The sequence below is a fragment of the Bacillus sp. PPSBB_2 genome, from assembly GCF_045291115.1.
Classification (GTDB): domain Bacteria; phylum Bacillota; class Bacilli; order Bacillales; family Bacillaceae_G; genus Bacillus_A; species Bacillus_A cereus.
This window is the reverse complement of sequence record NZ_CP147983.1, coordinates 1,693,894-1,719,442: the sequence shown is the minus strand read 5'-3', so window position 1 is coordinate 1,719,442 and position 25,549 is coordinate 1,693,894. Positions and strand designations below refer to the sequence as shown.

The window sequence follows — 25,549 nt, the reverse complement described above, 5'->3', positions numbered from 1 at the left end:
GTATGTGTGGAATTACAGGTTGGGTAGATTGGAAGGAAGACCTTTCAAATCAACATGTTATTTTAAAAAAGATGGCAAATAGTATTCAGCATCGTGGTCCAGATGCTGAAGGATTTTGGTTTTCACCTCATGCGGCCTTTGCACACCGGCGTTTAATTGTAATTGATCCAGAAGGCGGTACACAGCCGAAGACATTCCGTGCTGGTGATTATACGTATGCTCTTACTTATAATGGAGAAATTTATAATTTCCGTGAACTTAAAGAGCAGCTTCAAAAATGTGGGCATGCATTTGAAACCCATTCAGATACAGAAGTGTTACTACATGCTTATCTAGAATGGAAAGAAGACTGCGTACGACATTTAAACGGAATTTTCGCTTTCGCCTTATGGGATGATCAGAAGCAACAATTATTTTTAGCGCGTGATCATTTAGGTGTAAAACCACTCTTTTACACAGAAAGAAATGACAGCATTATTTTCGGATCTGAAATAAAAGCATTATTAGCGCATCCATCTGTTCCTGCTGAAATTGATGCGGATGGCATAAATGAAATATTTGGATTAGGCTTATTTCGAACTCCTGGATGTGGCGTCTTTAAACATATTCAAGAAGTGCGTGCTGGACATTGTATAACGTTTACACGTCATAAAAAAGTAGTTACGAAGTATTGGAATTTAGAAAGTAAGTTCCATACAGACTCTATAGAAGATACATCTTCGCATATTTTATCTATTTTACAAGATACAGTAAAAAGACAATTAATTGCCGATGTTCCTCTCGTTTGTATGTTATCAGGCGGATTAGACTCTAGCGGTATTACTGCACTTGCGGGTAAAGAATTTGCTGCGGAAAATAAAACACTTCATACGTATTCCGTTGACTTTGTAAATAGTGCAAAAGATTTCGAGCTGACATTTGCTCGCACTGGTTTAGACGCTCCTTGGGTAAAACGCGTTTCTGAACATGTAGGGACAGCGCATCATGATATTATTGTGAATGCTGAAGAATTAGCAAATCACTTATTCGTTCCCCTTCATGCGAAAGATTTACCGAGTGCTGGTGAAATGGAAACTTCACTATATTTACTATTTTGCGAAATGAAAAAAGATGCGACCGTAGCTTTATCCGGTGAATCGGCTGATGAAGTATTCGGTGGATACCCTTGGTTTCATCAAGAAGAATTACTATATGTAGATAAGTTTCCTTGGCTAACAAATTGGAAAAATACATCTCCTCTTCTACTAAATGAAGTAAGTAACCAATGTAATCTAGAAAACTATATTGATACACGATTCCAAGAAGCGATACTTGAAGTACCTACTCTTGAAGGGGAAAGTAAAAAATCCGCGAAACAACGCCAAATGTTTTATTTATTTTTAACAAGATTCCTTCCTTTCTTACTTGACCGTAAAGATCGCATGAGTATGGCTGTTGGATTTGAAGTTCGTGTACCGTTTTGCGATTATAGATTAGTTGAATATTTATGGAATGTTCCTTTCAACATAAAAAGTATTGATAATATTGAAAAAGGCATTTTACGTAGAGCACTACAACCAGCTTTACCTGACGATGTACGTAATAGAAGAAAAAGCGCTTATCCAACTTCACAAGATCCACACTACTTACAAACAATCCGTAATTTAACACTTGATATGTGTAGCAATAAAAACAATCCTATTTTCTCACTTATTAACCATTCCATCTTACTTTCAATTGCTGATCAAAGTAATAAAGAGATTAACAATTTTGAGGCAAGAAGTGCCATGGAGTATATGCTACAAGTAAATGAATGGTTAAAAACATATCATATTCATATTGCTTAACAAAAAGGAGTTCAAGGATAAAAGCCTTGAACTCCTTTTATATTAATTAGCACATTGTTTATTATCAGTATCAATAGACCACCCAATAATCGTGGCACAATCTCTACCTTTCCACTGCAGTACATTTGTTAATACTGGCTCAATCTGCAAGCTATTCCCGTCATGTAATATTTCTACTAAAGATTGATCATCATCAAACCTTCGTTTATCACACTCTAAAATACCGTCCGTTGCCATTACAATGTGATTCATTCCTTTTTCTAATCCTCTTACACCTGACGTAAAGCAAGGTGTATTTGCTGCAAAAATATTTTTCCTGCCAATATATTCGTAATTTTTCCGTTTATTTAATCGTCCTTTTCCATTTTTCGTTTTCTCAGAATGGAATAAATACGCGAAACAATCACCAACTGATAACCAATATAAAAATTCGCCTTTTCGTAAACAAATTAAGCAAGCGAGTTCCTCATCATCTTGATCACACTTTTTAATAAATAACTCATCTGTAAATAACGCTAATAAGTACATATGTGTATGATGAAAAGCTAAATGTATTGGATATGAGAATAACTCTTTTAGTTTTTCTTTTCTTTCCGAAATCGCTTCTATTATATAATCTATATTTTTTGTTTTGTGATGTGTATCAAAAATCATAACAAATTCAAAGTGTAATTCAGGATCCCACCAAGCCAGCACCGCATCTCCTCGTTCACATGCATCACTCTCTTGATTTCCCCCATATACGCCGACTGAAAGAGGACCACATTTTTCAACATGTATTTCATCTACATACATCTGTTCATGACTAATCCATTTGAATGTATTCACAGCTATCATCCTCTCTCTTGCTAAATGTATACCTTTACACATAGATTACCTTATATTTCAATAAAAATAAACTTTTTCAACATTTTTTATCCAAATAAAAGGGTTTTATTTCTAAAATGACGAATATATCTTACTATACGATATAAAAAGGGGATTTATTATTATGAACAACATTAATCAACATTGGGAGAGCATTTATTATCACTTACGATACGAATACGAGGACAATCTTTCCCACCAAGCAATTCGTATTTTACAAATCGTTTCTCGTGAGAAAGATATAACAATTGGAAAAGTCGCTACTGAGCTTAGTCTTTCTCATAACACAGCATCTGAACATATAAAACGCCTTATTCAAAAGGGTTTCATCGTTAAAGAGAGAAATAAAAAAGATGAAAGAGTGGTAAACCTTACATTAACAATTGAAGGAATTGAAGTATTAGAAAAACATACTTTACTAGATAAAGAAAAGATAAAAATATTAGAATCACAGTTATCAAAAGAAGAACAACAATTAATTGAAAAAGCATTTTCCTTATTAGCGAAGGAGGCAAAATATGCATTTCCTCGTTAAAATAATCGTTTCGGCACTTATTATCGGCGTTATCACTGAAGTCGCTAAACATTACAGTACGATAGGTGGCTTTATTGCTGCCCTTCCTCTCGTGAGTTTACTTAGTCTATTTTGGATTTCATTCGAAGGCGGAAATAAACAAGAATTGAGTCAATTTGCTTTAGGGGTATTATATGGATTCCCCGCATCAGCACTACTATTATTTATTGTCTATATTGGTTTAAAAAATTCATTTACACTTAGTACATCTGTCCTACTTGGTATAGGTGTTTGGTGTATCGTTTTTGCTTGTCAAAAATTATTTCAAGCTTAGGAGGAATTAACATTCATAAATTTGTAGAAATAATGGGGCAAAATATAGAAGTACATATAAAAGGAGATGGTAAACAAACTGTAGTCATTCAAACCGGAATGACTTGCTCATTTTATGATTGGTTTCCTATTATAGAAAAGCTTTCAGAGCACTTTACAGTTGTTTCATACCATCGCCCAGGTTACGGAAAAAGTGATTTAGGCAATCAGCCGCGTACAATAAGGCAAGTTACAAAAGAGCTACATATGTTACTAAACAAACTAGCTATTCAAGAACCATTTATTCTAATCGGTCATTCCTATGGAGGATTATGTGCACAACATTTTGCGATGTTACATGAAGATAAGCTGCAAGCACTTATTTTAGTTGATTCTACTTCGATGAACTTACACCGTTTAGATGAACTTCATTTACCAATTTCTGATCAAACTGATTCTGATGATGTTTGGTTTCAAAAATATAATATATATTCCAAAATGGATGTAGACACACTTTATAATGAACTAAAACCTATTCTCACCAATCAATCAAAACAGCAAATTGAATTCTCTACCTCGCCTTCATTATATAAAGCGACAGCTTCTGAACTATCGGCGTGGAAAAACTGTGCTCTCTCACTAAAAGAGCTATGTAAAACATTAGAAATACCATTAATCGTTATCGGTAGAGATCCTCAATATTCTATTACTCAATTGACTAATGGTGGCATGCCAAAAGAGGAAGCAACACGACTTGAAGCAATGTGGCAAGAACTAATTCACGAACAATTACACCTCTCAACTAACAGCCAATATATTCTTGCCGAACATGCTAGTCACGGTATAGAAAATGATCGACCAGATATTATTATTGAGGCGATTCATTTCTTACATATCAAAAAAGGAAGCAACTAAAGCTGCTTCCTTACTTATCTATTCATAATCTTCTTCATCATCGATTTCTTCGTAATATGAACTTCCATTACTTACATATATAGGGCCATTCGCAACATCAATACGTAGTACCCACGCCCATGGCACAGCTAAACGTTTATGTATCGCTCGCCAAAAGCTCATTGATTTTCTTTCGTACTCCTGGAACTCCTGAAGTAACTCTTTGTAGGAGGAACCGTCTAACTGAATATTTGCTTCTAACAAACGAGAATGGGCATAGTACTGTAACTCTAGTTCAGCAGCAATTTCCATTTCTTCTTCCGTTGCCATACCAATGATTGTTCCATCTTCTGGTGCAATTTCATATACGTTTTGAACTTCAATAAGCCCTTCTTTCTCTTTCTCAAACATGTAAACAGCCTCCTTTAACATATATTTTTTATGTTACAAAGTCATACTTCTACAATAACTTCTCTCTTTCCTCTTTTTTTTGATAAACTTTTACAAAATATTTAACCGATGACCTGTTTTCTCTATTCTTTCAGCAGAAATGAAACGATTTTTATCAAAATTTAATTTATACACATCAGGCATATGAAGTGTTTTCCAAAACTCAAAATCATATTTCGAATTAAAATAATTCATGAGTAATACCATAATATTTCCATGCGTACCTATTACAATATTCTTACCTTCATATTGTTTTAATATATTTTGCATACATATTACAGCGCGCCTTTGTGCGATATCATTCGATTCTCCGCCTTCGTATGCAAAACTCCAATCTTCCCACACATTCTGCATAGCATCATTAAAATTTGATACTGGCTCTGTGCTCAATAATCTTTCACGCAAATCTTCTTCTGTTTGTATTGATAATTTATATGTATTCGCAATTCCTTGTACAGTTTGGATTGCTCTTTTGTACGGACTAGAAATAACAACATCAATATGTTTATCTTTTAATAAATGTGTTACATTCTCTGCATCACAGTGCCCTTTTTCAGATAAAGGTCGTTCCCGTTCTTCTTTTGTATATGTAGAATGGGCATGGCGAACGAAATATATTGTTGTCATTTTTCAACCTCCTTTCTTATTTTCAATTTATATTCAATAATAAGATTAGAAAATCCTGTATTACAAAAGAGCACTTTGCATAAGCGCTCTTTTGTTTACATAATAAAATTATTTCATTATAATTTATTTCTGAATTCCTCACTTATGACAATATCTCGAATAAAGTAATCCATATTACTTAGAAGTTTTTCAAATGCTTTTTCACTCAAATTGTTCATCATAAAGACAATCTCAATCTTATTCCCTTTTTTATCAGTACCATAGAAACTATTTGTTAATACAAATGCCGTAAAACCACCTTTCTGTCCAGCAAATTCGAACATACCCTCTCCTACGGTTCCTTTAAATATATTCTCAATCTCACCTTGCATTTGTGGTGTAAAATAATTTCTGCTATTTATCTTTTCCAGTAAACTCATGTAATCCTTCGCATTTGCACTTATAAACCGATCTGACCAAATACGCTGAAAGTCCATATCGGCTTTTAAAGATATCTCGCGTTTTGTCCATTCTTTCTCGTCTTTCATCCATTCATGTATTTGCCATACATGCTTAACATATTCATCATTAGACATATTACGTAGCTTGTCCAATGCTTTATTTTGAGGAATATGCAGTTCTTTTTCAACATAGCCCCTCATATATAATGCCCCTGTATACGTTGGATAAAATTCATCGTGACTATTTAAGCCTAACTCTTTCAAACTTTCATTTATCCGCGCTGCGCCAAGCTTGTCCAACAAATATGATGCATTCGCATTCGAACTATAATGGATCATTCCTTTCACTACTTCTTCTAAAGAAGTTTGACCACCCTTCACTAACTCTTTAACTTTTACATCATCTAGCCATGCAGGGTGTGCACCACCATCAGTATTTTTCACATAGTATTTTTCTAATTCTTTCAATGAAATTTGCTCGTCTTTTCTTATTTTCCCTTCAGCTACTTGCTTAGCATATTCAATTGCTATAACGATTTTCGACATACTTGCTAGCGGTAGTTTTTTTTTTCATTTATTGATGTCAATGTTTCACCATTTCTTTTAACAATTAAAGAAGTTGTTTTATCATCCTTATGTTCTTTTATATAATTTAGCACATAATTAGAGTCTTCTTTGGAATTGACATATTCCTTCACTGAAAAGAAAGCTATACAGCCTACTATAGTAATTCCAGCTATAATTCCAACAACTTTTAATCCCCTCATGATACTCCCCCTAAAATAAACATATTATATATTATACTAAATAAATTTCCCTTTTTAAGTAATAATTAGATTATTTATACAAAAACACTTCTTTTCTTAAACAACAAAAAAACATGCCTTCATTAGGAAAGCATGTTTTGTGATATCCTTCACATTGTTTAGTTAAAAAATAAATGTTTACTTACCATGATGTAACATTAAATCACTAAGTTCTTCTTCAATGTGATTTAATTTCGCAACGCCTTCTTTCCATTTATGAATATAACGTGAAACCCCAACAAAAAACAAAACAATAATTGTGGAAAGAATAATACCATATACGATTGCTACAGTACTCATAGTTACACTTCCTTATAATTAGTAATGTGGTTATTAGTTATATTTTTATTATAAACCTTTTTCTTTTAAAATACTTCGATTTCAACTTTTTGTAACAAAATTGATTTTTCTAACATTTCGTTCGTGAAAATGGCATATTTTTCACAAATTATACAAAACTTCACCATATGTACTATTACCATATGAGTTATATTATTAAATAGAATAAAGGGGATGATATACTATGACGACTTGGTTTATTGTAATGTTAGTTGTATTTGGAGCATTTAAAATTATCGTTTCTAGCCTTCCTAACTCTGTTATTGAATCCATTATTAGTCGCTTTGAAACACATCCACAACTCGAAGAAGAGAATGTGACTGTTACAATGAACGGAAATAACTTAGTAGGCGAAAAGAAATCAAAAATTATTCATGATTTTAACGAAGGTTTATTTTTAGATCGCTATTATGCACCACCCCATAATGAAGGCACACCTTTAATTATCAATGCAAAACGTGGTAAAAAAGATTTTACATTTTATATTTATAGTCATGAAGAGCATGTTGATGTTGTAAAACAATATAAAAAGAAGGTAGTTGCTTATAGTTTACGCTCTAAAAACCTTCAAAATAGTGATATGTTCGTGTCAGCTGATTTAGCTTAATACTCATATATAAAAAGGAATCCATGGCATATGGATTCCTTTTTACTATTTACTGAAAAATAAGCTCTGTCTTCAAACTATCTTTCGGTAACAACCAGCCTTTTTTCTCTAAACTCGCCATTAATAATTCCCTTTGTTTTGTCGCAATACTTTCTTCATTTGTTTTAAATGAAACTTCTATTACGAAGTCATCTTCTAATTTCCCAGTATTACTTAATGGCCAAATTTCAATATTTGCTTTTATGTTTTCAAACTCTCCTGTATATCGCTTCATTAATACAGGACCGTAAATACGGGAATTCTTTAACATCTCTTCTCCCCAATTTGTATACAACCATTTGTTCATTTTCCCTGGTAATTTTTCTATTAACATGTTTTGAGCAGCTTGTTCATTTGGTAAATCAAGTATCCCATATCCTTTCGCACTGTAACTTTTCTTATTTGAAATGCTTAATGTTTTCTTCTCAAATCCCCAATCTATTTCCGCCTCATAACTATCCGTATTACTATCGAATCCTTCTTTTTTAGCTACTTCTAGTGCATCTTGAATTACACCATTTTGAATAGGATATCTTTTTTTATATGTTAGTTCAAAATCTTTACTAAATTCTTTCTTTCGAATTCTAGCAAACCAACCTTCATCACTTAAACTTTTATTTGCAGTATCTAAAAATTGCACTTGTATTCTTTCATATTTTGTACCAGCCTGGAAATGTTCTAGCACCTCTTGCTTCATCTCTTTGTTATAACCTAATACTTGTTCTGGCTTTAATAATAACTTCACTTCAAAACTAGGTTTCATTGGACTAGCAGTAAACCCTTCCTTAACGTTATAAAGGAAACAACAAAAGAAAATGCTTACGAATACAAATACTTTTTTCATATACCTATCCCCTTTGTATTTTAAATGACTTCTATACGTTCCATTGCAAGTGAATATACATTTTCATATCCTGCTGTACTTAGCTTTTGTTGTAATCGATCTGTATCCTCTTTCAAAGCGTGTACTAGCACCGTATGTTCTGGTAATAATGTATTTAACATCTCTTTAACGTCTCTTATACTTTGGTGAACTTTATACGGAACTCGCTTCACCCTACATGTACTCCTTACAGGTTCTTTCATAACTCTTTCTGCAAAACTCCCTTTCGCAATGCGCCCAGTAAAAATAACGGCATTCCGCTTTTCATTCCGAAGCTGTTCATAGTATAACTGTGCTCGTTTCGTTTGCATATTCGCATCACTCATTACAACTATTCCGTAACTATTTTGCATACTAATGTCATTATCCATCACTATTATGTTTCTTTTTAGACTCTTCATAACCCATTTAAGTTCTTTATTATTTTTTATCCAATCTTTATATGCGAACATCTCTTCAAATCCAGCCAAGATTTCTTTATCTACTATAAGAGGAAATTCTTTATATCGTTCATATAAATACAATACTATATCTTGCGCCCTACCAAGTTGTGGCAGCGGTAATAATGCTATTCCTTTATTTTGCATAACTCGTTCAATTTCTGCACATAGTTCGTTTACACGTTCATTTTGCGAAACATCATCTGTGTGATAAGCGGCATCCACAATTGCGACTTTTATATTGTGGCCCAATTTCTCAGGTAAATTAGCTCGTAGTATATTAGACTCTGCTGAATAGTCGCCTGAATAAAATACGTATGTATTATACATATCAACTAAAAACCAAACAGCTCCCAATACATGCCCACTATATCCCCATTGAAACCGCAATGTAGGAGTAATTTGTACCCATTCATTTGGATTGCTAATCTCATCAATACATACATAATTTAAATCTTTTATGTGTTGGTCGCTATAAGGTAAATCCCACCCTTGCATCACATTATAGTTTCTCCATTTTTCATAATATAACGGCAGTTGCTCCTTCGTATAACGAGTCGTCCAAATTTTTTTCTTATAGCCATACTTCGCTAATAAAGGTAAACCCATCGTATGATCTTCATGAATATGTGATAAAAATACCGCATCTAGAAATGGAACAGCTTCTCTCTCTATTTTTGGATAACTATCCTCATAAGATCGATTAATACCACAATCAAATACTATTTTCGTCTCTTTATTTTTTACAAAATAGCAGGAGCGACCGTACTCTCCAGCTCCTCCCCATACTTCTACTCTCATCATGCTACCCCTTTTCGTTTTTGCTCCATATGTTGCAGCAGTAATAAGCACATTGTTGTAAGTCCAACAGAAACAACGGCCATCGCCATGCCTATAGATACTTCACCCTGTTCAAATTGAGCAAAAATAAACGTTGCTGACGTTTCTACTGATGGAGGTAATACGAGAAGCGATGCTACTAACTCTCTTATCGAAATTGTAAATGTCATCGCCCATCCAGCAAGAATGCCTGGGATAATAAGAGGCATTATTATTTTTCTAAAAATATAAATATAATTTCCAGAAAAAACACTTCCTGCCTGCATGAGAGAATCATCAATTTGTCCGAGTGATGATTTTACATATTGCACCGTGTAAGGTAAAAACAGAACAACATACGTTACGATAACCATGATTGGTGTATTGTAAATTGACATAGGCATATATGGTGAATTCCAAAATAGAATAAGACCTACAACCATAACGATTCCTGGTACCATATTCGGTAACATACCGCACATATCAAGCCATTTTTCAGAGGTTTTTTTCCCCTTTCGAATCATAAGTGCCAAAAAGACTCCAATCATTACCGCGATAATCGCTGTTACGAGTGAAAAAAGAAAACTATTCCATAAAGCCTCTAATCCCGGAGATCCTATTGTAAACAATGCCTCATAATGGCTTGTTGTAAAGTTATTTACATGTAAACCGCCGCCTCTTAATTTTGACAAAGAAGCAATAAGTATAGAAAAGTATGGAATTCCAATTGATACGATTAATAAACCAATTACATACATCCATGCTACAACGCGCGTAAATATAGACAAAGTATATCTTTTAGATTTCACACCTTTTCCACTAACCATTGCATATGAATACTTTCGATTCAATACATTTTGCATATACCAAATGAGCATACAAGCACTAAGTAATAAAGAAGATAATGCTGTTGCACTACTAAAATCAATTGGCCAACTCGAAATAAATTTATGGATTTCTGATGTTAACACGTGGAATCCTATTCTACGTCCGAATGTAGCCGGTGTTCCAAATTCAGCAATCGTCTTTACGAAAATGAGTAAAGCACCCATTACATAACTTGATACTAATAACGGCAATATTATTTTTCTTAAACGATAGAAAAAACTTCCGCCATGAACTGCTGCAGCTTCTTCTTTACTACTCCCAATCTGAAGTAACGTGTTTTTCAGCATGAAATAAAGGAATGGGAATAAATGCAGACTCATAATTAAGACCATACCTCCTAAACTAAAAAACGATGATGAAACTGTCTTTAGCATCGGAAAAAATTGTTCAAAATAGCCGTTAGGTTGCATGAACAAAATCCAGCCCATTGATCCAATATACGGCGGTGTCATAAATGGAATCATAAAAACAATATCTAACTTACTATACTTTCCTACATCTGTTTTGCTCATAATAAACGCCAATGGAAATGCAAATATTGTAGCTCCTATTACAACGAGTACACCTAGAAGCATCGAATTCAGAAAAATCCCAGCTAATCCACCACTCTGCATCACTTCAAAAGGCTTTAAAAAGTTCCAACTACTATTTTCATATATACTAGAAAACAAAATAAGAAAAAGGGGAATGACGATTAACATCGCCACAAGCAATAACGCTACCGTCATTCCAACTTGTCTTACTGATACGAATCGATTTACCATGGAATCACCATCTTATTGAAATACTTTCTTAAATTGTTTTCCTATTTCATCTTGCTCTTTCTCAACTGTTTTCCAATCAATATTTAATACTGGAATCTCTTCTACATTTGGTCTATTTTCAGCTTTTATATCTGTTCTACCAGGCAATAAATACGCTTTAGAAACTTGTTTTTGTACATCATCGGATAATAAATAATCAATAAACTCTTTTGCGCCTTCTACATTTTTACTATCCTTCATAATCCCCGCTGCGCGTGGACTAATAACTGTTCCGCTTTTTGGATATACGATATCAACAGGTTCACCCTTTGCTTTTGCGCTGTACGTCATATAATCAACACCCGCAATTACCATATCTTTCGCACCTGTTACAACTGGGTCTAACGCTTCCTGATTTGCTCCTGCTACTGTAACTTCATTTTCTTACTGATCAAAAATAAACTCGCTATATTCACTTCAAATTCTGCAAATCCATCAAATAAAAAGATTAAAGCTTTTTTCATATTATCCCCTCCCTCTATACTTATTCGAAGACAATGACCTTTCTCCTCCAAAAAAGGCAAACCCGCATCACAGGTTTGCCTCTTTACTCACTTCTTATTTAATCCTTTTTCACTTAAGAACTCTTTCATATGCATTCTTTTTTCTTTAGACATAAACGAACTCATTGATTGCGTCCATGTTACGTTTTTCTTGTTTGATGATCTTTCTTTATAATACGCGTTCATCGTTTCATCATATTCGTTTAGTAATTCATCATATTTTTGTTCATCATATCCATTTTCATGAAGGATTGCTGCTACTGGTAAACGTGGTTTCACTCCATGATCTTCATCTGGTACGCCGACTGTCATTCCGAATACAGGATATACTTTATCAGGTAAATGAAGCAGTTCACTCACTTCTCTCGGATTATTACGAATACCACCAATATAACAAATACCGTATCCTAACGATTCTGCTGCTAGTGCTAAGTTTTGCGCAAAAAGCGAAGCATCTACCGTCGCAACGATAAAGTCTTCTACTCCCTCATGCTTTATCTCTGTACTATGTTTTTTACATGCAATTTCAAGTCGTTTTAAATCTGCACAACAAACAAAAAATGCTGCACAGTCCTTCACATGACGATTTCCGGATAGCTCTGCTAGTTTAGCCTTTAATTCCTGATCTGTTACATATATAACAGAATACGCCTGTACAAAATGTGATGAAGCTGCATGTTGCGCAGCGTGCACCATCTTTTCTACTACATCTTTCGGAATTGATTCTTCTTTATATTTACGAACTGAAACATGTTGCTCCATCTTATGTATGATCTCATTCATGAAAATCACTCCTTTTTTCTCTTCATAATGAAAAATTAACATATCTTTTTCAATTTTCACAACTTATAAGCACAAAAAGAGCAATTCTTTTTGAACTGCTCTTTTTTAAAACGTTTATCGATACGGTAAATGAAATTACACTTATCATATTACGCCGTTTTCAAAACTTTAATACCTTTTACGATATTCCAAATGAAGTAATAAATTCCTACAAGAATGAACACTGCATATGTGATAGCCATTCCAATTCCAGCACCGTCAGATTGATTGAAACCTAAACCGTACATGCCTGATACTGCTAGTCCTCCAAATAAGATTGCGTATGGGAAAACATGTGACCAAAATGCTTTTTTCGCGTGATACTTCACTTCATCTTCTGCAACAAAGTACACGATAATTGGTAGTAAAAATGGTGCAAAAAAGATACTAAAGTAACATAACGAAGATAAAATATTATTTCCTTTCATCCGATTCACCTCTAAATAGTTTTTGTTACCTTCATTATGTCAGGAAATCATTCTAGAAACTATCGCTTTACCTTTCACGAACGTGACATATTTGTAAGATTTTCCTCAAACTAAATCCCGCCTGAGTTTCAGACGGGATCACTTTCACTATATTCGATTCATAAACCAATACTCTGTAATTGCTAAATATTCTCGTACATTCGATGGAATGATGATTGGTTTCGGTGTTTTTGCCGGAAGACCTTCTAATTGTAAACCTTGTTTGGCCGCTATTTTTTTCGCTCTAAACATGTGAAAATCGTTTGTTACGATCATACCTTTTTTCATATCGGCTGGAATTAACGGTTTTGAGAATGTAATATTCTCATCTGTACTCGTAGATTTGTCCTCCATTATAATGCGGTCTTCTGCGATATTTTGTTTTATTAGTCCTTGTTTCATTGCTAATGCTTCTGAAATGTCTTCGCCTTTTCCTTGTCCTCCAGATACGATAGCGATTGTTTTCTCATGTGATTTTAAATATTCAGCTGCTTTATCAATACGATATTGCAATGAATAAGATGGTTTCGTCCCATTTACTTTCGATCCTAGTACAATTATGTAATCAGCATCGTAGGTTGCATTCATATGCCCATGCTTATAAATGTGATATTGTAAAAAACCCGCATACACGGCGCAAATCATTATAACAACTAAAATGCCCTTCATTATTTTCTTCTTTCTCATATTCATATACTCCTATTTTCTTTTACTTCCTTCATGATAATATCCATTTATTTGTTTGTATACAGACAGATTCCAATAAACCCTAATTTATCCTCTGAAAGGTAATATTTATATTACTTTCGGGAATAGTAAGTACAACTTTACACGAAGGAGTGTCTCTATTGCTTCTCTTTTTATGTAACGTGTCGTTCTTTTTTATCTTATTTTTACTATCGCTTAAGTTACTCGGTAAATCCGCGTTAGCACAACTAACTCCTCATGATTTTGGGGCTATAATCTTTTTATCTTATTTAGCTTTCCAGGCCATACCCGTCTCTGGTGCTTTACAAGCATTTCTCGGTATGGTTGTTATCACATGTTTACATTTACTTCTTACAAAATTAAGCCTATTCAACAAACTAAATCGTTTTATTCTTGGACACCCTATCATTTTAATTAAACATGGTGATATTATTTTTGAGAACTTACAAAAAAGTAGATACCCCATTGCAGAACTACTTTCTAATCTTCGCGTTGCAGGATATCCAAGTGTTCATGAAATTGAATACGCTATTTTAGAAGCGAACGGCGCTATTAGTATTTTACCAAAAAGAGAACTTGTACCATTAACTCCAAAAGATTTAAACATAGAAGTTAAGTATGCTGGATTACCAATTGCACTTATCGTCGATTCACAAATTCAATACGATAACTTAAAGTTAATACATAAAGATGAAAAATGGTTATATAAAGAATTAAAAGAAAAAGGAATTACAAATATTAAAAACGTTGCCTTTGCTTCTGTTCAAGAAACAGATGGATCTTTTGCGATTAGTTTAAAGGAATAAAAAATCCCCTTAATTGCTTAAGGGGATTTTCTTCATCATATCGCTTCTTTCTCTCCTGCCATATTTAATGGCACAGGATGTTTCATGCGATTCATCGTAAATACGATAATTGCTGTCATTACTTCAGCAACTGGCATAACGAGCCAAATTCCATTTATACCAAATAATTTCGGCATAATCCATAACAATGGAATAATAAATAGTAATCCTCGGCTCATTATAATAAGTACTGATTTCTTCGTTTGTCGTACTGATTGGAAATACTCTCCATACACAATGTTATAACCTAAAAATACGTATTGGATAAAGAATAAGCTAATACCTGTTAAGGTTAACTCCAATAATTCTGGAGATTGAACATCAAATAAACCAATGATATATTTCCCGAAGAATAATCCGACAATTATCGCAATGCCTCCGAGGACAACTGCAATTTTCACAGCAAACTTCAATCCTTCACGAAGTCTCTCTGATAAATTTGCCCCATAATGGAAACTAGCAATTGGCTGTAATGCTGCTCCAACACCAAAGAATAATAGTAATGTCATTGCATGAATACTATTCACCATCGCATAGGAAGCTACTCCTACTTCTCCTGCATATTGGACGAATGCGATATTAAAACCAATCGTTACGATTGCAACCGTACTTTCTGCTGTAAAACTTGGGAAACCAATCACCATAATTTGTTTGACAGTATCCCATTCAAAATGGAATTTCGTCCACTTTAAAATACTACTTTTTCTAAAGAAATGAGTTAATAATACAAGGAAACCAATCGCTGCCGAAAGAATAGTCGCTGAAGCAGCACCTGTTACACCCCATCCAAAGATAAAAATAAAGATATAGTCAAACACTATATTTAATACAGCTGTTACAACAAGACCAGCCATTGCTAAATTAGGATTTCCATCATTTCGTATGAATGTACTTAAAATATTTTCTAAAACGTATATCATTCCAAATGTTAATAATACGTGTAAATAGTCTAACGCATATGGTAGAATCACTTCATTTGCACCAAATAAATATGCTAAATCTTCTATTCTCCATAAGCAAATCGCTGCTAAAATCCCTACGATAACAACTGCTACCGTCATGGATTGAGTAAAAATAGACCTTGCTCTTTCTCGTTTATTTTCACCTAATGCAATGGAATATAACGTTGCCCCGCCCATTCCAATCCATAATGAAATAGAGAAGAAAATCGAAAACGCTGGAATAGCCACGTTTACTCCTGCTAAACCGTTCGCCCCAACTCCTCTACTAATCATGACCGCGTCAATTACAATATTCACTGACATTAATACCATTCCAAGAACGGCTGGTATTAAATATGAAATAAATAAACTTTTAATTGGTTTTTCTCTTAATTTTTCTGTTGCTTCCATACTATTATGCTCCTTTTTCAACTCTCTGTTCACAGTTTAAACCTTCAAGTAACTTGAAGGTCAAGAGAGAATTAAAAAATAGGTAACTGAATTATATTAATGAATGTAAATTTGTAATCAATTCAAAGGTTTTCATCTTATTTTTTTACTACAGGAATTTGAATTTCTGTTACTTGCTCCTCTGGATTTTCTGTTACAGACCAATCAATCAATCCAATCTCAATCGAATCTCCATGTACTTCGTAACCTTCTTTATCAATGTATGTAAGTAACTCCTTGTACGTTGCATCTGTTTCTTCATACGGTCCATGATGATAAGAACAAGCATATAAACCTTCTTTAATTTCATCTGAAGTATGCACTTCATACGGCATATAATCCAAAAGAATAAATACGCTGCTATATGCTTGAAACTCCTTTTGCATTAATGCTTTTTTGGAAATTGTCACACCTATATCTCCTGAAAATAGACTATCATCCATTTGCCTCATATTTTTTTGCAACGAATGAATGTAGTACTCAAACATATCATCCGTCGTATTCGGGGCAACCGCAATAGCTGTTATTTTTCGCTGCGGAATCTCTTTAATTACCATTTGTTCAGCTTTTGCTTTTGTTGCTTTCTTAATTAAATGAATTCTATGCTCCATTTTCGCCAAAGCATACTCAATTTCTCTTTGTTTCTTCAGCATCATCTCTTGTTGTTTTTCCAGTAAATTGAGTGCGTATGCTGGATTTCTTTCATCAATATATTTCTTAATTTCCTTTAACGGAATATTTAACTGGCGTAAAAATTTAATCGTATCTAACAGTGAAAATTGATCGATTGTATAATAACGATAATTCGTTTGAGGATCCACAATGGACGGATGAAAAATTCCTTTTTCATCATAATACCTTAATGTAGATTCTGCGATATTATGCATTTTCGCCATTTCTCCAATTGTAAAACGTTTATTTAATAACATCTTTTATTTCCTTCCATTTCTATTTATTTCATTATATGTTCATTTTCTCTTCAAAACAAAAAAGAATTCCCATACGAGAATTCTTTTTTACTATTAAACCTCTATTATTATAGGAAGAATCATCGGCTTTCGTTTTGTATTTGTATATATATACTTCCCTAATGCTTCTCTTACCTCCCTTTTCAAAATACCCCAGCTATTCACATTCTCTTTCTTTAAATTATTAATCGTAATAACAGCTAATTTATTTAATTCTCTTAGAAATTCTTCTGAATCACGGACATAGACAAATCCACGAGAAATAATATCTGGACCTGAAATTATTTCTCCATCCACTTTATTAAAAGTAATAACTATAACGAGCATTCCATCTTCTGAAAGTTGTTTACGATCACGTAATAATGCATTTCCAACATCTCCAATTCCTAATCCATCTACATATATATTTCCTGCCTGTATTCTTCTAGATTGAATTGCCACTTCATTACTTATATCTACAACATCTCCATTACGTACAATAAAGATATTTTCCTTTTCAATACCAATTGATTCTGCTAACAAACTATGGTGATGTAGCATTCTAAACTCTCCATGAATTGGAATAAAATATTTTGGCTTCATTAATGTAAGCATTAACTTCAACTCTTCTTGATATGCATGACCGGATACATGCACTCCAGTAGAACTACCTGATCCGTAAATCACCTTTGCTCCTAATGCAAATAAATTATCGATAATTCGAGAAACGTTACGTTCATTTCCTGGGATAGGGGTCGCGGCTATAATAACCGTATCTTCTGGTAAAATATCCACTTGCCTATAGTTTCCACTAGCTAAACGCGCTAAAGCTGCCATTGGTTCTCCTTGACTTCCTGTACAAAGTATTGCAACCTGCTTTGGATCTAAACGATTTACCTCATTTGCTTCAATCAACATACCTTCTGGAATATGTAAATAACCTTTCTCTAGAGCAACCTCTACTACATTTACCATACTTCTCCCTAGCAAAGCTAGTTTTCGATTTGTTTTTATACATGCTTCAACTATTTGCTGAACACGATTCACATTAGAAGCAAACGTAGAAATAATTACTTTTCTATTTGCTTTCATAAATATTTCCTCTATCCGTTCTCCTACTGACCTTTCTGATGGAGTAAAACCTGGGCGTTCTGCATTTGTGCTTTCAGATAATAAAGCTAGTACACCTTCACTTCCTATTTTAGCCATTTTATGAATATCAGGATGTTGATTATTTACTGGTGTTAAATCAAATTTAAAATCACCTGTATGTACTACAGTACCTTCTGGTGTATGAAAAACAATACCGAGACAATCCGGAATACTGTGGTTCGTTTTAAAAAAAGTTGCCTTAATAGAACCACAATCAATTTCTGATTCTGAATGAATAACGATTAATTCCGTATTATTTTGAAGATTGTGTTCCTTTAATTTAATTTCAATTAAACCTAACGTTAACTTTGTTGCATAGATTGGTACATTTAGTTGTTTTAAAAAATATGGTATTCCGCCAATATGGTCCTCATGCCCGTGCGTTACTATTAAACCGCGAATTTTTTCTTTATTTTCTTGCAAATATGTGACATCTGGAATTATTAAATCAATCCCTAATAAACTTTCATCTGGAAATTTAGATCCACAATCAATGACGACAATATCATTTTCATATTGGATAGCATACATATTTTTTCCTATTTCATTTACTCCACCTAAAGCAACAATAGACAAGTTATTTTTTAATGCCTTCAAATTATAAATCCTCCCTTTCACAGTTATAGTTCGTGAAATAGTATGTAGAATTTATTATTTGTAATGGAAAAGGACTTCATACTATTTTATACATATAAAATTCACACACTACTCTTACACCTATATCCCAATAAGACAGCTTCTTCCTCAAAAAGCTCCCATTTTTTCATTGATTTTTTATAAAATCTATTATATATTAATTACAGGTTCAAATTACGAGTTCAAAAGAACTTGTAATCAGACCCTTTTGTTTAATGGGTTTTACATATTTTCATTAGGCAAATTCCGAGAAATCGTATGATAAAATTAAAAATGACGAGGAGAGGATCAGATGGAATTCGAATTTTTCTTTCAAATTGCACTTATTTTATTAAGTACAAAGCTTGCTGGTGATCTTAGTGTTAGATTAGGTCAACCTTCTGTACTAGGTAAATTAATTGTCGGTATCGTTATCGGTCCAGCTGTATTAGGTTGGATTGAAAATTCAGAGCTTCTAACTCAATTAAGTAATGTCGGGGTTATTCTCTTAATGTTTATGGCTGGACTTGAAACAGACTTAGAAGAATTAAACGCAAATCGTAATTCTTCTTTAGCAGTTGCACTCGGAGGTATCATTCTTCCATTCGTAGGTGGTTACGTTTCCGGCCTTATTATGGGAATGGAACAAGGAAACGCTGTATTCTTAGGATTACTTTTATGTGCGACAAGTGTTAGTATTTCCGTTCAAACACTTCGCGATTTAGGAAAGATGAAAACACGTGAAAGTACAACTATGCTAGGCGCAGCTGTATTTGATGACATTCTTGTCGTTATTTTATTAGCATTTGCAATGAGCTTCTTAGGTACTGATGATGTTAACTTAACAATGGTTATCTTGAAGAAAGTAGTATTCTTCGCTTCTATTATTTTAATCGGATGGAAAGGTGTTCCTGCGATTATGCGCTGGTTATCACCACTGCGCGTATCTGAGTCTATCGTGAGCGCGGCCCTTATCATCTGTTTCTCATTCGCATATTTCGGCGAATTATTAGGAATTGCTGGTATTATCGGTGCTTTCGCTGCTGGTATTGCAATTTCTCAAACAAACTACAAACATGAAGTAGAAAAGAAAGTAGAACCAATTGCTTACGCTATGTTCGTTCCAGTATTCTTCGTTAGTATCGGTATGAATATTACATTTGACGGTATCGGCAATCAAATTTGGTTCATCTTAACATTAACTGTTATCGCTGTATTAACGAAATTAATCGGCTGTGGATTCGGTGCACGAATGACTGGATTTGACGCTAAGTCTTCTGCAATTATCGGTGCTGGAATGGTTTCTCGTGGTGAAGTTGCACTTATCATTGCAGGAACAGGACTTTCTTCAGGTCTATTGGCACAAGATTACTTTACAGCAATCGTTATTGTCGTTATTTTAACTACAATGATTACACCACCAATGTTAAAATACACTTTTGGTGCAAAAGATAAAGCAATGAAAGCAAGTAAATAAGTTTACTATAATAAAAGGAGATTGCTATTTTATAAGATAGCAATCTCCTTTTTGTTTTATCTTTAAACAATCTCGTTCTTTTTTAACCATTTTTCAAAAATAGTTCGTGCTTCTTCATCATTGATATCATTACTAAATGAATACACCTTAATACCATAATCATCTATATATTCACCCAGTTTCATTTCCTCCACTTTCTTATAAAAATCGTCTGCCTCATAGTGCGGAAGATAAGCATCCCAAACTGGTTCATTTATTCTTTTATACGCCGTCACTTCTAAATCATATCCGTCTTCATAATATCCGATGTGATAATGTTTGTTCGGATCATATTTATCCATTAAAAGTCCCCTCCTACTAAACAAAAGCGAGCCTTATATTAAAGCTCGCTCCTCTCTCTATTTATTAAATACGTTCCATCGCCGTCTTCAACGTTCCAACAACAAAGGCAATTTCTTCACTTGAAATAATAAGCGGCGGTGCTAATGTTAAGACGTTATTATACCCTGCTGTTGTCATACCATTGCGTCCTATAATTAAGCCCTTTTCTTTACAAGCATTTACAACACTTGCAATTTTGTCGTTATCAATTGGCTCTTTCGTCTCTTTATCATTTACTAATTCAATTCCAACTAATAGGCCTTTTCCTCTAATATTCCCAACAAGCGGATGTTCCCCAATTTCATCTTTTAGTTGCTCTAATAAAAGGGAACCCATTTGCGCAGATCGCTCGATTAAATTTTCATTTTCCATAATCTCTAAGTTTTTAAGTGCTAATGCACAAGCTGCTGGATTTCCACCAAATGTATTAATATGGCGGAAGAATTCATATTCTCCTTTACCTTTAAAAGCCTCATATATTTCTTTTTTCACAGCTGTTGCAGATAATGGTAAATATGCGCTCGTAATGCCCTTTGCCATTGTAATAATATCTGGCTTCACATCATAATTCATAAACCCAAATGCTTTTCCTGTACGACCGAAACCGCAAATTACTTCATCACTAATAAGCAAGGCACCGTGTTTTTGACACGTCTCATGAACAGCTTTCATATAGTCTTGTGGTGGCATTAATATGCCCCCGCCTGTAATAATTGGTTCCATAATAAAAGCGGCAATTGTTTCACTTAATTCCCACGTCATAACACGATCGACTTCTTTCACACATTCTACATCATAAATATGCTGCCCTTCAATCCCAGGCATACGGTAACAATCCGGTGGTGTTACGTGTAAAAAACCTGAAGCAAACGGTTCATATTGATATCTACGCTGCGCTTGTCCCGTCGCTGCCATTGTCGCCATTGTATTCCCATGATACCCACGATAACGTGACATAAATTTATAACGATGTGGTTCACCTTTTTGAGCATAGTATTGTCTTGCTATTTTAAAAGCTGTTTCGTTCGCTTCTGAACCACTATTTGAGAAGAAAATAACATACTCTCCCCCAAGCCACTCATTTAACTTTTCAGCAAGCTTTATAGCTGGCTCATGGGATTGTGACATTGGAAAGTATGATAATGTTTGTAATTGCTTATAAGCCGCTTCTGCGAGCTCCTTTCTTCCATATCCACTATTGACACACCAAAGGCCACTCATACCATCTAAATATCTTTTTCCTTGTATATCTTCAACCCAGCACCCTTCAGCTTTTGCCCCTACCATTGTACTATTTGGACTAAAGGGACGCATTCCGTGCCAAACATATTGCTCATCTTTTGCTAATAATTCATCAGTTTGCTTCGTTTTCATCATTACTTCCACCTTCCATAACAACTTATTTTTCACAAAAGCTGCGCTGGTGCCATGATGACTTAAATTTCTCCCTGCTATTTTCATTCCACAAAATTAAGACAAATCCTACTTACAAATCAGTAATATTTACAAGAAAATGACAAAAGAAAAAAGAGCTTTTCTTATCTATCGAAAAGCTCCTCTTTTATTTAATGTGAAGACACATCACTAATACCGTGACCAGTATTAGATTTTACGAGAATTTCATCAAATTTCGCTGCATCTTCTTTCTTACTAGATAAAACAGTTCCTAAATATGCTGCAAGAAATCCGAGCGGAATTGAAATAATTCCTGGTGTCGTATATGGAAATATCGCTTCCCCAACAAAAATAGCTTTTCCAGCTACAGGGTTCCAAACATTCGGACTCAACGCTACGAGAACAATAGCTGATACGAGACCCACAATCATACCAGAAATAGCGCCCGTTGTATTAAAACGCTTCCAATATATTGTAAATAAAATCACTGGTAGATTTGCACTCGCTGCAACTGCAAATGCTAATGATACTAAAAATGCTACGTTTAATGTTTGGGCAAATAATGCAAGTATGATAGATAGTATCGCTACTCCAATAGATGCATAACGAGCCATAGATACTTGCTCTTTTTCCGTTGATTTCCCTCTGCGAATGATTTCATTATAAAAATCATGAGCGAATGCTGATGCTGCTGTTAATACAAGACCTGCCACTACAGCCAAAATCGTTGCAAAAGCAATTGCTGATACGAAAGCAAATAAGAAGTCTCCACCTAACGCTTTGGCTAATAAAGGTGCCGCCATATTACCAGCTGGGTTCGCTTTAATAATCGCTTCATTTCCTACAAACGCTGCCGCACCAAATCCTAAGAAAATCGTCATAATATAAAATGCACCAATTAACCACGTCGCATATACGACAGATTGACGTGCAGTTTTTGCATCACGTACTGTAAAAAAGCGGACAAGTATATGTGGTAATCCAGCTGTACCAAGTACTAGTCCTAAATTTAAAGACAGTGTATCAAGACCATCCTTATACTTTACACCTGGATTTAAAAATGAATCTTTTAAAGGGGTAGCTGTTTTCATTTGAGCGAACATTTCAGTCACGCTGAAGTTGAATTTTGCGAAAACGATAACAGAAATAATAAACGTACCAGCCATAAGTAATACAGCCTTTACAATTTGTACCCAGCTCGTTGCTGTCATACCACCAAAAATAACATACACCGTCATAAGTGTTCCAACGATTAATACAGATGTCGTATATTCAATCCCTAATAATAACTTAATAAGTGCACCCGCGCCAACTAATTGTGCAATCATATAAAAGATAGAAATCGTCATCGTATTAAGAGCTGCAACTCCGCGAACTTTTTTCGCATCAAAGCGTGCTGCAATCATATCCGCCAAAGTGTACTTTCCTAAATTTCTAAGCGGTTCTGCAACAAGATATAGTACAACTAAATAAGCAACTAAAAAACCGATACTATAAAAGAATCCATCAAACCCAGTTAATGCGATTGCTCCAGCTATACCGAGAAATGAAGCAGCAGACATGTAATCTCCAGCAATGGCCAGACCATTTTGCCAACCAGTTAATCCCCCTCCAGCCGTATAAAATTCACTCGCATTTTTCGTTTTTTTCGATGCAAAATAGGTTATGACGAGCGTACCAAGAACAATAATTAAAAATAGTGCAAATGCAGTAGTATTCAAGTTCAGCCCCTCCCTTTTTGCATATCTTGCAGAATTTTCCGGGAGATTTCATCAAATGATTCTGCTTTTTTGCTATAAATCATACATAGTGCCCATGTCATGATAAATTGGGAAAAAGCAAATACCCACGCCCATGTAACGTCTCCAAATGCAGGTGTATTAAGTACCTTTGAATACGATGTTAAAATAGGTAATGCGATAAAAAAACTAAAAAAGAAAATACTCATTGGAATGATAAACTTCTTTTTCGTATTTAATAACAATTGAAATTCTTCCGACTGAACGACCTCTGTATAATTCACCTCATTTTGCAACTTACGTGCTGACGTATCGTCTCGTTTCATTAACCGATCCCCTCTCTTACTTGAAATACACTTCCCCCTTGCATACCTAAAGACTAAATTTTATAAATATTCAGAAACTTATATTCATTTTAGACAATCCATGCATTCATGCAAAGATTTTTTGATAGACATTTTTCGGCAATTTCCCCTAAATTTTTAATATACTTTTTCAAAATAAAGTGACACTTTACTTATTTATCCTCATTAAGACAAAAGCAGTGCTTAACGCACTACTTTTGTCTTTTTTTCCTTTTCTAAATTACGAGCCGTTTCGCTTAGCTCAACATCTTTTCCGTCTTTAAGTGTTCCAAATATAAAATCGAATACTGGATTTGAAACACCAAACCAAAACTTTTCATTTTTATAATGGTGTAATATATGTTGTTTTTTTAGCCATCTTCCAAACTTAGTGACGGGACGAATCGGTCTATGAGCAATATAATGTTTCCATTCGTAAACGAGCAGCATAATAATCATTCCGATTCCAAATGAAAGTGTAATAGTAACACTTTTTGTAATACCATATGCTATAAGTAAATATATAGTAAAACTAGGTATACTAAACCATACAGGTAAAAACAAAAGTTTTAAATCATCTGGATATACGTGGTGATCATAATGCAATCTTCTTAACATTTTTAATAGAAATGTGTTTTTAGGTGGCTTTATATGGAATAAAAAACGATGTGTCATATATTCATTAAGTGTATAGAAAACAATCCCAAACATACATGCTAACATGCCAAACCACGTAAAAAATTGCATTTTTAAAATAATAATGAAAACAAATAGAATGCTATACATAATAACGATATCATGTTGTAAAAAGAACTCTTTCCCCACTTTCTTCATCTTGTTTCCCCCTTTTCCCAAAAAACAGCCGCAACATATCGTTACGACTATTTCTTTTCTATTCTTATTCTATTCACTTTACAAATTTGCCTGCTGTTCTATTGTCGAGAAAAAATTGTTTGGTCCAAATATATTTTGCTTCGGAATAATATGTTCCACTGCAAACACTGTTACTTCTCCTCTTTGCACTTCTCCAATAATGAGCCCAAATATTTCATGATTTACTGCAAACGTCGGTTGCTTTGTTTGTAACAATCTTGCAGCATTATGAAATACCGCTTCATATAGTGGATTTCTATCAGTAATTTCTTTTCGGATTTTTGGCGCTAACGTAATTATAATTTCTTTTCCGTCAATAGTGGTTCGATACATAAA

General features: G+C 34.1%; 27 protein-coding genes and 3 pseudogenes. 7 read left to right on the top strand and 23 right to left on the bottom strand.

Features of this window, described 5'->3' with window-relative positions:
* Window positions 1-2: 2 nt before the first annotated feature.
* Entirely contained in the window at window positions 3-1,826 is a 1,824-nt protein-coding gene (gene asnB, locus V6946_RS08690) for an asparagine synthase (glutamine-hydrolyzing) (protein WP_006923271.1), read from the top strand.
* 42 nt (window positions 1,827-1,868) lie between these two features.
* Here asnB and V6946_RS08685 read toward each other — a convergent pair whose 3' ends face one another.
* Window positions 1,869-2,696, bottom strand: coding sequence for a protein phosphatase 2C domain-containing protein (locus V6946_RS08685; RefSeq protein ID WP_366981900.1), 828 nt, complete (start codon window positions 2,694-2,696; stop codon window positions 1,869-1,871).
* Window positions 2,697-2,817: 121 nt separating this feature from the next.
* Here V6946_RS08685 and V6946_RS08680 point away from each other — a divergent pair, with 121 nt between their 5' ends.
* Genes V6946_RS08680 through V6946_RS08670 form a run of 3 tightly spaced genes read left to right on the top strand, consistent with a single transcriptional unit; the run spans window position 2,818 to window position 4,434 of the window.
* The gene (locus V6946_RS08680; RefSeq protein ID WP_001059785.1) at window positions 2,818-3,228 is read left to right on the top strand and encodes a MarR family winged helix-turn-helix transcriptional regulator; all 411 of its coding nucleotides are present in this window, start codon (window positions 2,818-2,820) and stop codon (window positions 3,226-3,228) included.
* Window positions 3,212-3,541, top strand: a complete 330-nt coding sequence (locus tag V6946_RS08675) for a DUF3147 family protein (RefSeq protein ID WP_000545608.1) — start codon at window positions 3,212-3,214, stop codon at window positions 3,539-3,541. Before V6946_RS08680 ends, V6946_RS08675 begins: the two co-directional genes overlap by 17 nt.
* Window positions 3,502-4,434, top strand: coding sequence for an alpha/beta fold hydrolase (locus V6946_RS08670; protein ID WP_140335643.1), 933 nt, complete (start codon window positions 3,502-3,504; stop codon window positions 4,432-4,434). Before V6946_RS08675 ends, V6946_RS08670 begins: the two co-directional genes overlap by 40 nt.
* An 18-nt stretch (window positions 4,435-4,452) precedes the next feature.
* Here V6946_RS08670 and V6946_RS08665 read toward each other — a convergent pair whose 3' ends face one another.
* From V6946_RS08665 to V6946_RS08645, 5 genes and pseudogenes are all read right to left on the bottom strand, one after another.
* Window positions 4,453-4,824, bottom strand: coding sequence for a hypothetical protein (locus V6946_RS08665; RefSeq protein WP_000461779.1), 372 nt, complete (start codon window positions 4,822-4,824; stop codon window positions 4,453-4,455).
* 90 nt (window positions 4,825-4,914) lie between these two features.
* Window positions 4,915-5,490 (bottom strand): histidine phosphatase family protein, encoded by a 576-nt coding sequence (locus V6946_RS08660; protein WP_000208265.1) that lies wholly within the window; start codon window positions 5,488-5,490, stop codon window positions 4,915-4,917.
* 116 nt (window positions 5,491-5,606) lie between these two features.
* Window positions 5,607-6,697, bottom strand: a pseudogene (locus V6946_RS08655) (serine hydrolase).
* A 177-nt stretch (window positions 6,698-6,874) separates the two neighbouring features.
* On the bottom strand, window positions 6,875-7,036 hold the full coding sequence (locus V6946_RS08650) for a hypothetical protein (RefSeq protein ID WP_000108701.1): 162 nt from the start codon (window positions 7,034-7,036) through the stop codon (window positions 6,875-6,877).
* A gap of 65 nt (window positions 7,037-7,101) precedes the next feature.
* Window positions 7,102-7,218 carry a hypothetical protein gene (locus V6946_RS08645; protein ID WP_001987133.1) on the bottom strand — a complete coding sequence of 39 codons (117 nt, stop codon included), beginning with the start codon at window positions 7,216-7,218 and terminating at the stop codon, window positions 7,102-7,104.
* A 41-nt stretch (window positions 7,219-7,259) separates the two neighbouring features.
* On the opposite strand from V6946_RS08645, the gene V6946_RS08640 reads away from it, so the two are divergent.
* Window positions 7,260-7,682 (top strand): YfmQ family protein, encoded by a 423-nt coding sequence (locus V6946_RS08640; protein WP_000214579.1) that lies wholly within the window; start codon window positions 7,260-7,262, stop codon window positions 7,680-7,682.
* A gap of 49 nt (window positions 7,683-7,731) precedes the next feature.
* On the opposite strand, the gene V6946_RS08635 is transcribed toward V6946_RS08640, so the two are convergent.
* The 8 genes and pseudogenes from V6946_RS08635 to V6946_RS08600 all read right to left on the bottom strand — a co-directional run bounded on the left by V6946_RS08635 (window position 7,732) and on the right by V6946_RS08600 (window position 14,033).
* On the bottom strand, window positions 7,732-8,565 hold the full coding sequence (locus V6946_RS08635; RefSeq protein WP_000755327.1) for a hypothetical protein: 834 nt from the start codon (window positions 8,563-8,565) through the stop codon (window positions 7,732-7,734).
* A gap of 20 nt (window positions 8,566-8,585) precedes the next feature.
* Window positions 8,586-9,848 carry an MBL fold metallo-hydrolase gene (locus V6946_RS08630; RefSeq protein WP_366981902.1) on the bottom strand — a complete coding sequence of 421 codons (1,263 nt, stop codon included), beginning with the start codon at window positions 9,846-9,848 and terminating at the stop codon, window positions 8,586-8,588.
* Window positions 9,845-11,515, bottom strand: a complete 1,671-nt coding sequence (locus tag V6946_RS08625; RefSeq protein ID WP_006923285.1) for an iron ABC transporter permease — start codon at window positions 11,513-11,515, stop codon at window positions 9,845-9,847. The genes V6946_RS08630 and V6946_RS08625 overlap by 4 nt, the downstream gene beginning before the upstream one ends.
* A gap of 12 nt (window positions 11,516-11,527) precedes the next feature.
* Window positions 11,528-11,938 (bottom strand): annotated as a pseudogene (locus V6946_RS08620) (extracellular solute-binding protein); the annotation flags it as partial.
* Window positions 11,926-12,036, bottom strand: a pseudogene (locus V6946_RS08615) (glutamine amidotransferase); the annotation flags it as partial. The pseudogenes V6946_RS08620 and V6946_RS08615, both read right to left, overlap by 13 nt.
* A gap of 69 nt (window positions 12,037-12,105) precedes the next feature.
* Complete coding sequence (gene nfsA, locus V6946_RS08610; RefSeq protein ID WP_006922650.1) at window positions 12,106-12,840, bottom strand: oxygen-insensitive NADPH nitroreductase; 735 nt, start codon at window positions 12,838-12,840, stop codon at window positions 12,106-12,108.
* Window positions 12,841-12,989: 149 nt separating this feature from the next.
* Complete coding sequence (locus V6946_RS08605; RefSeq protein ID WP_000678055.1) at window positions 12,990-13,307, bottom strand: DUF4870 domain-containing protein; 318 nt, start codon at window positions 13,305-13,307, stop codon at window positions 12,990-12,992.
* A gap of 147 nt (window positions 13,308-13,454) precedes the next feature.
* Window positions 13,455-14,033 (bottom strand): YdcF family protein, encoded by a 579-nt coding sequence (locus tag V6946_RS08600; RefSeq protein WP_006928736.1) that lies wholly within the window; start codon window positions 14,031-14,033, stop codon window positions 13,455-13,457.
* Between the two features lie 161 nt (window positions 14,034-14,194).
* Here V6946_RS08600 and V6946_RS08595 point away from each other — a divergent pair, with 161 nt between their 5' ends.
* Complete coding sequence (locus V6946_RS08595) at window positions 14,195-14,860, top strand: DUF421 domain-containing protein (protein ID WP_000923924.1); 666 nt, start codon at window positions 14,195-14,197, stop codon at window positions 14,858-14,860.
* Between the two features lie 35 nt (window positions 14,861-14,895).
* Here the strand turns inward: V6946_RS08595 and V6946_RS08590 are convergent, their stop codons facing one another.
* The 3 genes from V6946_RS08590 to V6946_RS08580 form a co-directional block, all read right to left on the bottom strand.
* On the bottom strand, window positions 14,896-16,251 hold the full coding sequence (locus V6946_RS08590; protein WP_000388389.1) for an MATE family efflux transporter: 1,356 nt from the start codon (window positions 16,249-16,251) through the stop codon (window positions 14,896-14,898).
* 137 nt (window positions 16,252-16,388) lie between these two features.
* Window positions 16,389-17,219 (bottom strand): MerR family transcriptional regulator, encoded by an 831-nt coding sequence (locus tag V6946_RS08585; RefSeq protein ID WP_000925932.1) that lies wholly within the window; start codon window positions 17,217-17,219, stop codon window positions 16,389-16,391.
* Between the two features lie 93 nt (window positions 17,220-17,312).
* Window positions 17,313-18,986, bottom strand: a complete 1,674-nt coding sequence (locus tag V6946_RS08580) for a ribonuclease J (RefSeq protein ID WP_006928732.1) — start codon at window positions 18,984-18,986, stop codon at window positions 17,313-17,315.
* Between the two features lie 331 nt (window positions 18,987-19,317).
* Between V6946_RS08580 and V6946_RS08575 the strand changes: the two genes are divergently transcribed.
* A complete protein-coding gene (locus V6946_RS08575) occupies window positions 19,318-20,481 on the top strand; it encodes a cation:proton antiporter (protein ID WP_006928729.1) in 1,164 nt (387 codons plus the stop codon).
* Between the two features lie 62 nt (window positions 20,482-20,543).
* Here the strand turns inward: V6946_RS08575 and V6946_RS08570 are convergent, their stop codons facing one another.
* The 6 genes from V6946_RS08570 to V6946_RS08545 all read right to left on the bottom strand — a co-directional run bounded on the left by V6946_RS08570 (window position 20,544) and on the right by V6946_RS08545 (window position 25,546).
* Window positions 20,544-20,822 (bottom strand): DUF3986 family protein, encoded by a 279-nt coding sequence (locus tag V6946_RS08570; RefSeq protein WP_000362149.1) that lies wholly within the window; start codon window positions 20,820-20,822, stop codon window positions 20,544-20,546.
* 64 nt (window positions 20,823-20,886) lie between these two features.
* A complete protein-coding gene (locus V6946_RS08565) occupies window positions 20,887-22,236 on the bottom strand; it encodes an aspartate aminotransferase family protein (protein WP_000850964.1) in 1,350 nt (449 codons plus the stop codon).
* 191 nt (window positions 22,237-22,427) lie between these two features.
* Window positions 22,428-23,978: a cation acetate symporter gene (locus V6946_RS08560; protein ID WP_001098243.1), complete on the bottom strand. Its 1,551-nt coding sequence runs from the start codon at window positions 23,976-23,978 to the stop codon at window positions 22,428-22,430.
* A gap of 2 nt (window positions 23,979-23,980) precedes the next feature.
* On the bottom strand, window positions 23,981-24,322 hold the full coding sequence (locus tag V6946_RS08555) for a DUF485 domain-containing protein (RefSeq protein WP_000817366.1): 342 nt from the start codon (window positions 24,320-24,322) through the stop codon (window positions 23,981-23,983).
* A 222-nt stretch (window positions 24,323-24,544) separates the two neighbouring features.
* Complete coding sequence (locus tag V6946_RS08550; protein ID WP_000755401.1) at window positions 24,545-25,174, bottom strand: sterol desaturase family protein; 630 nt, start codon at window positions 25,172-25,174, stop codon at window positions 24,545-24,547.
* 78 nt (window positions 25,175-25,252) lie between these two features.
* On the bottom strand, window positions 25,253-25,546 hold the full coding sequence (locus V6946_RS08545; RefSeq protein WP_000286361.1) for a hypothetical protein: 294 nt from the start codon (window positions 25,544-25,546) through the stop codon (window positions 25,253-25,255).
* Between the last annotated feature and the right edge of the window lie 3 nt (window positions 25,547-25,549).

Bases quoted from the DNA above. Each gene is read 5' to 3' on its own strand.
- V6946_RS08635 (WP_000755327.1), bottom strand. From the start codon at position 8,565: ATGAAAAAAGTATTTGTATTCGTAAGCATTTTCTTTTGTTGTTTCCTT.
- V6946_RS08660 (WP_000208265.1), bottom strand. From the start codon at position 5,490: ATGACAACAATATATTTCGTTCGCCATGCCCATTCTACATATACAAAA.
- V6946_RS08675 (WP_000545608.1), top strand. From the start codon at position 3,212: ATGCATTTCCTCGTTAAAATAATCGTTTCGGCACTTATTATCGGCGTT.
- V6946_RS08565 (WP_000850964.1), bottom strand. From the start codon at position 22,236: ATGAAAACGAAGCAAACTGATGAATTATTAGCAAAAGATGAGCAATAT.
- V6946_RS08605 (WP_000678055.1), bottom strand. From the start codon at position 13,307: ATGAAAGGAAATAATATTTTATCTTCGTTATGTTACTTTAGTATCTTT.
- V6946_RS08680 (WP_001059785.1), top strand. From the start codon at position 2,818: ATGAACAACATTAATCAACATTGGGAGAGCATTTATTATCACTTACGA.
- V6946_RS08625 (WP_006923285.1), bottom strand. From the start codon at position 11,515: ATGGTAAATCGATTCGTATCAGTAAGACAAGTTGGAATGACGGTAGCG.
- V6946_RS08550 (WP_000755401.1), bottom strand. From the start codon at position 25,174: ATGAAGAAAGTGGGGAAAGAGTTCTTTTTACAACATGATATCGTTATT.
- V6946_RS08650 (WP_000108701.1), bottom strand. From the start codon at position 7,036: ATGAGTACTGTAGCAATCGTATATGGTATTATTCTTTCCACAATTATT.
- V6946_RS08570 (WP_000362149.1), bottom strand. From the start codon at position 20,822: ATGGATAAATATGATCCGAACAAACATTATCACATCGGATATTATGAA.
- V6946_RS08600 (WP_006928736.1), bottom strand. From the start codon at position 14,033: ATGAGAAAGAAGAAAATAATGAAGGGCATTTTAGTTGTTATAATGATT.
- V6946_RS08545 (WP_000286361.1), bottom strand. From the start codon at position 25,546: ATGTATCGAACCACTATTGACGGAAAAGAAATTATAATTACGTTAGCG.
- V6946_RS08645 (WP_001987133.1), bottom strand. From the start codon at position 7,218: ATGGTAATAGTACATATGGTGAAGTTTTGTATAATTTGTGAAAAATAT.
- V6946_RS08630 (WP_366981902.1), bottom strand. From the start codon at position 9,848: ATGATGAGAGTAGAAGTATGGGGAGGAGCTGGAGAGTACGGTCGCTCC.
- V6946_RS08665 (WP_000461779.1), bottom strand. From the start codon at position 4,824: ATGTTTGAGAAAGAGAAAGAAGGGCTTATTGAAGTTCAAAACGTATAT.
- V6946_RS08575 (WP_006928729.1), top strand. From the start codon at position 19,318: ATGGAATTCGAATTTTTCTTTCAAATTGCACTTATTTTATTAAGTACA.
- V6946_RS08685 (WP_366981900.1), bottom strand. From the start codon at position 2,696: ATGTGTAAAGGTATACATTTAGCAAGAGAGAGGATGATAGCTGTGAAT.
- V6946_RS08590 (WP_000388389.1), bottom strand. From the start codon at position 16,251: ATGGAAGCAACAGAAAAATTAAGAGAAAAACCAATTAAAAGTTTATTT.
- V6946_RS08640 (WP_000214579.1), top strand. From the start codon at position 7,260: ATGACGACTTGGTTTATTGTAATGTTAGTTGTATTTGGAGCATTTAAA.
- V6946_RS08555 (WP_000817366.1), bottom strand. From the start codon at position 24,322: ATGAAACGAGACGATACGTCAGCACGTAAGTTGCAAAATGAGGTGAAT.
- nfsA (WP_006922650.1), bottom strand. From the start codon at position 12,840: ATGAATGAGATCATACATAAGATGGAGCAACATGTTTCAGTTCGTAAA.
- V6946_RS08585 (WP_000925932.1), bottom strand. From the start codon at position 17,219: ATGTTATTAAATAAACGTTTTACAATTGGAGAAATGGCGAAAATGCAT.
- asnB (WP_006923271.1), top strand. From the start codon at position 3: ATGTGTGGAATTACAGGTTGGGTAGATTGGAAGGAAGACCTTTCAAAT.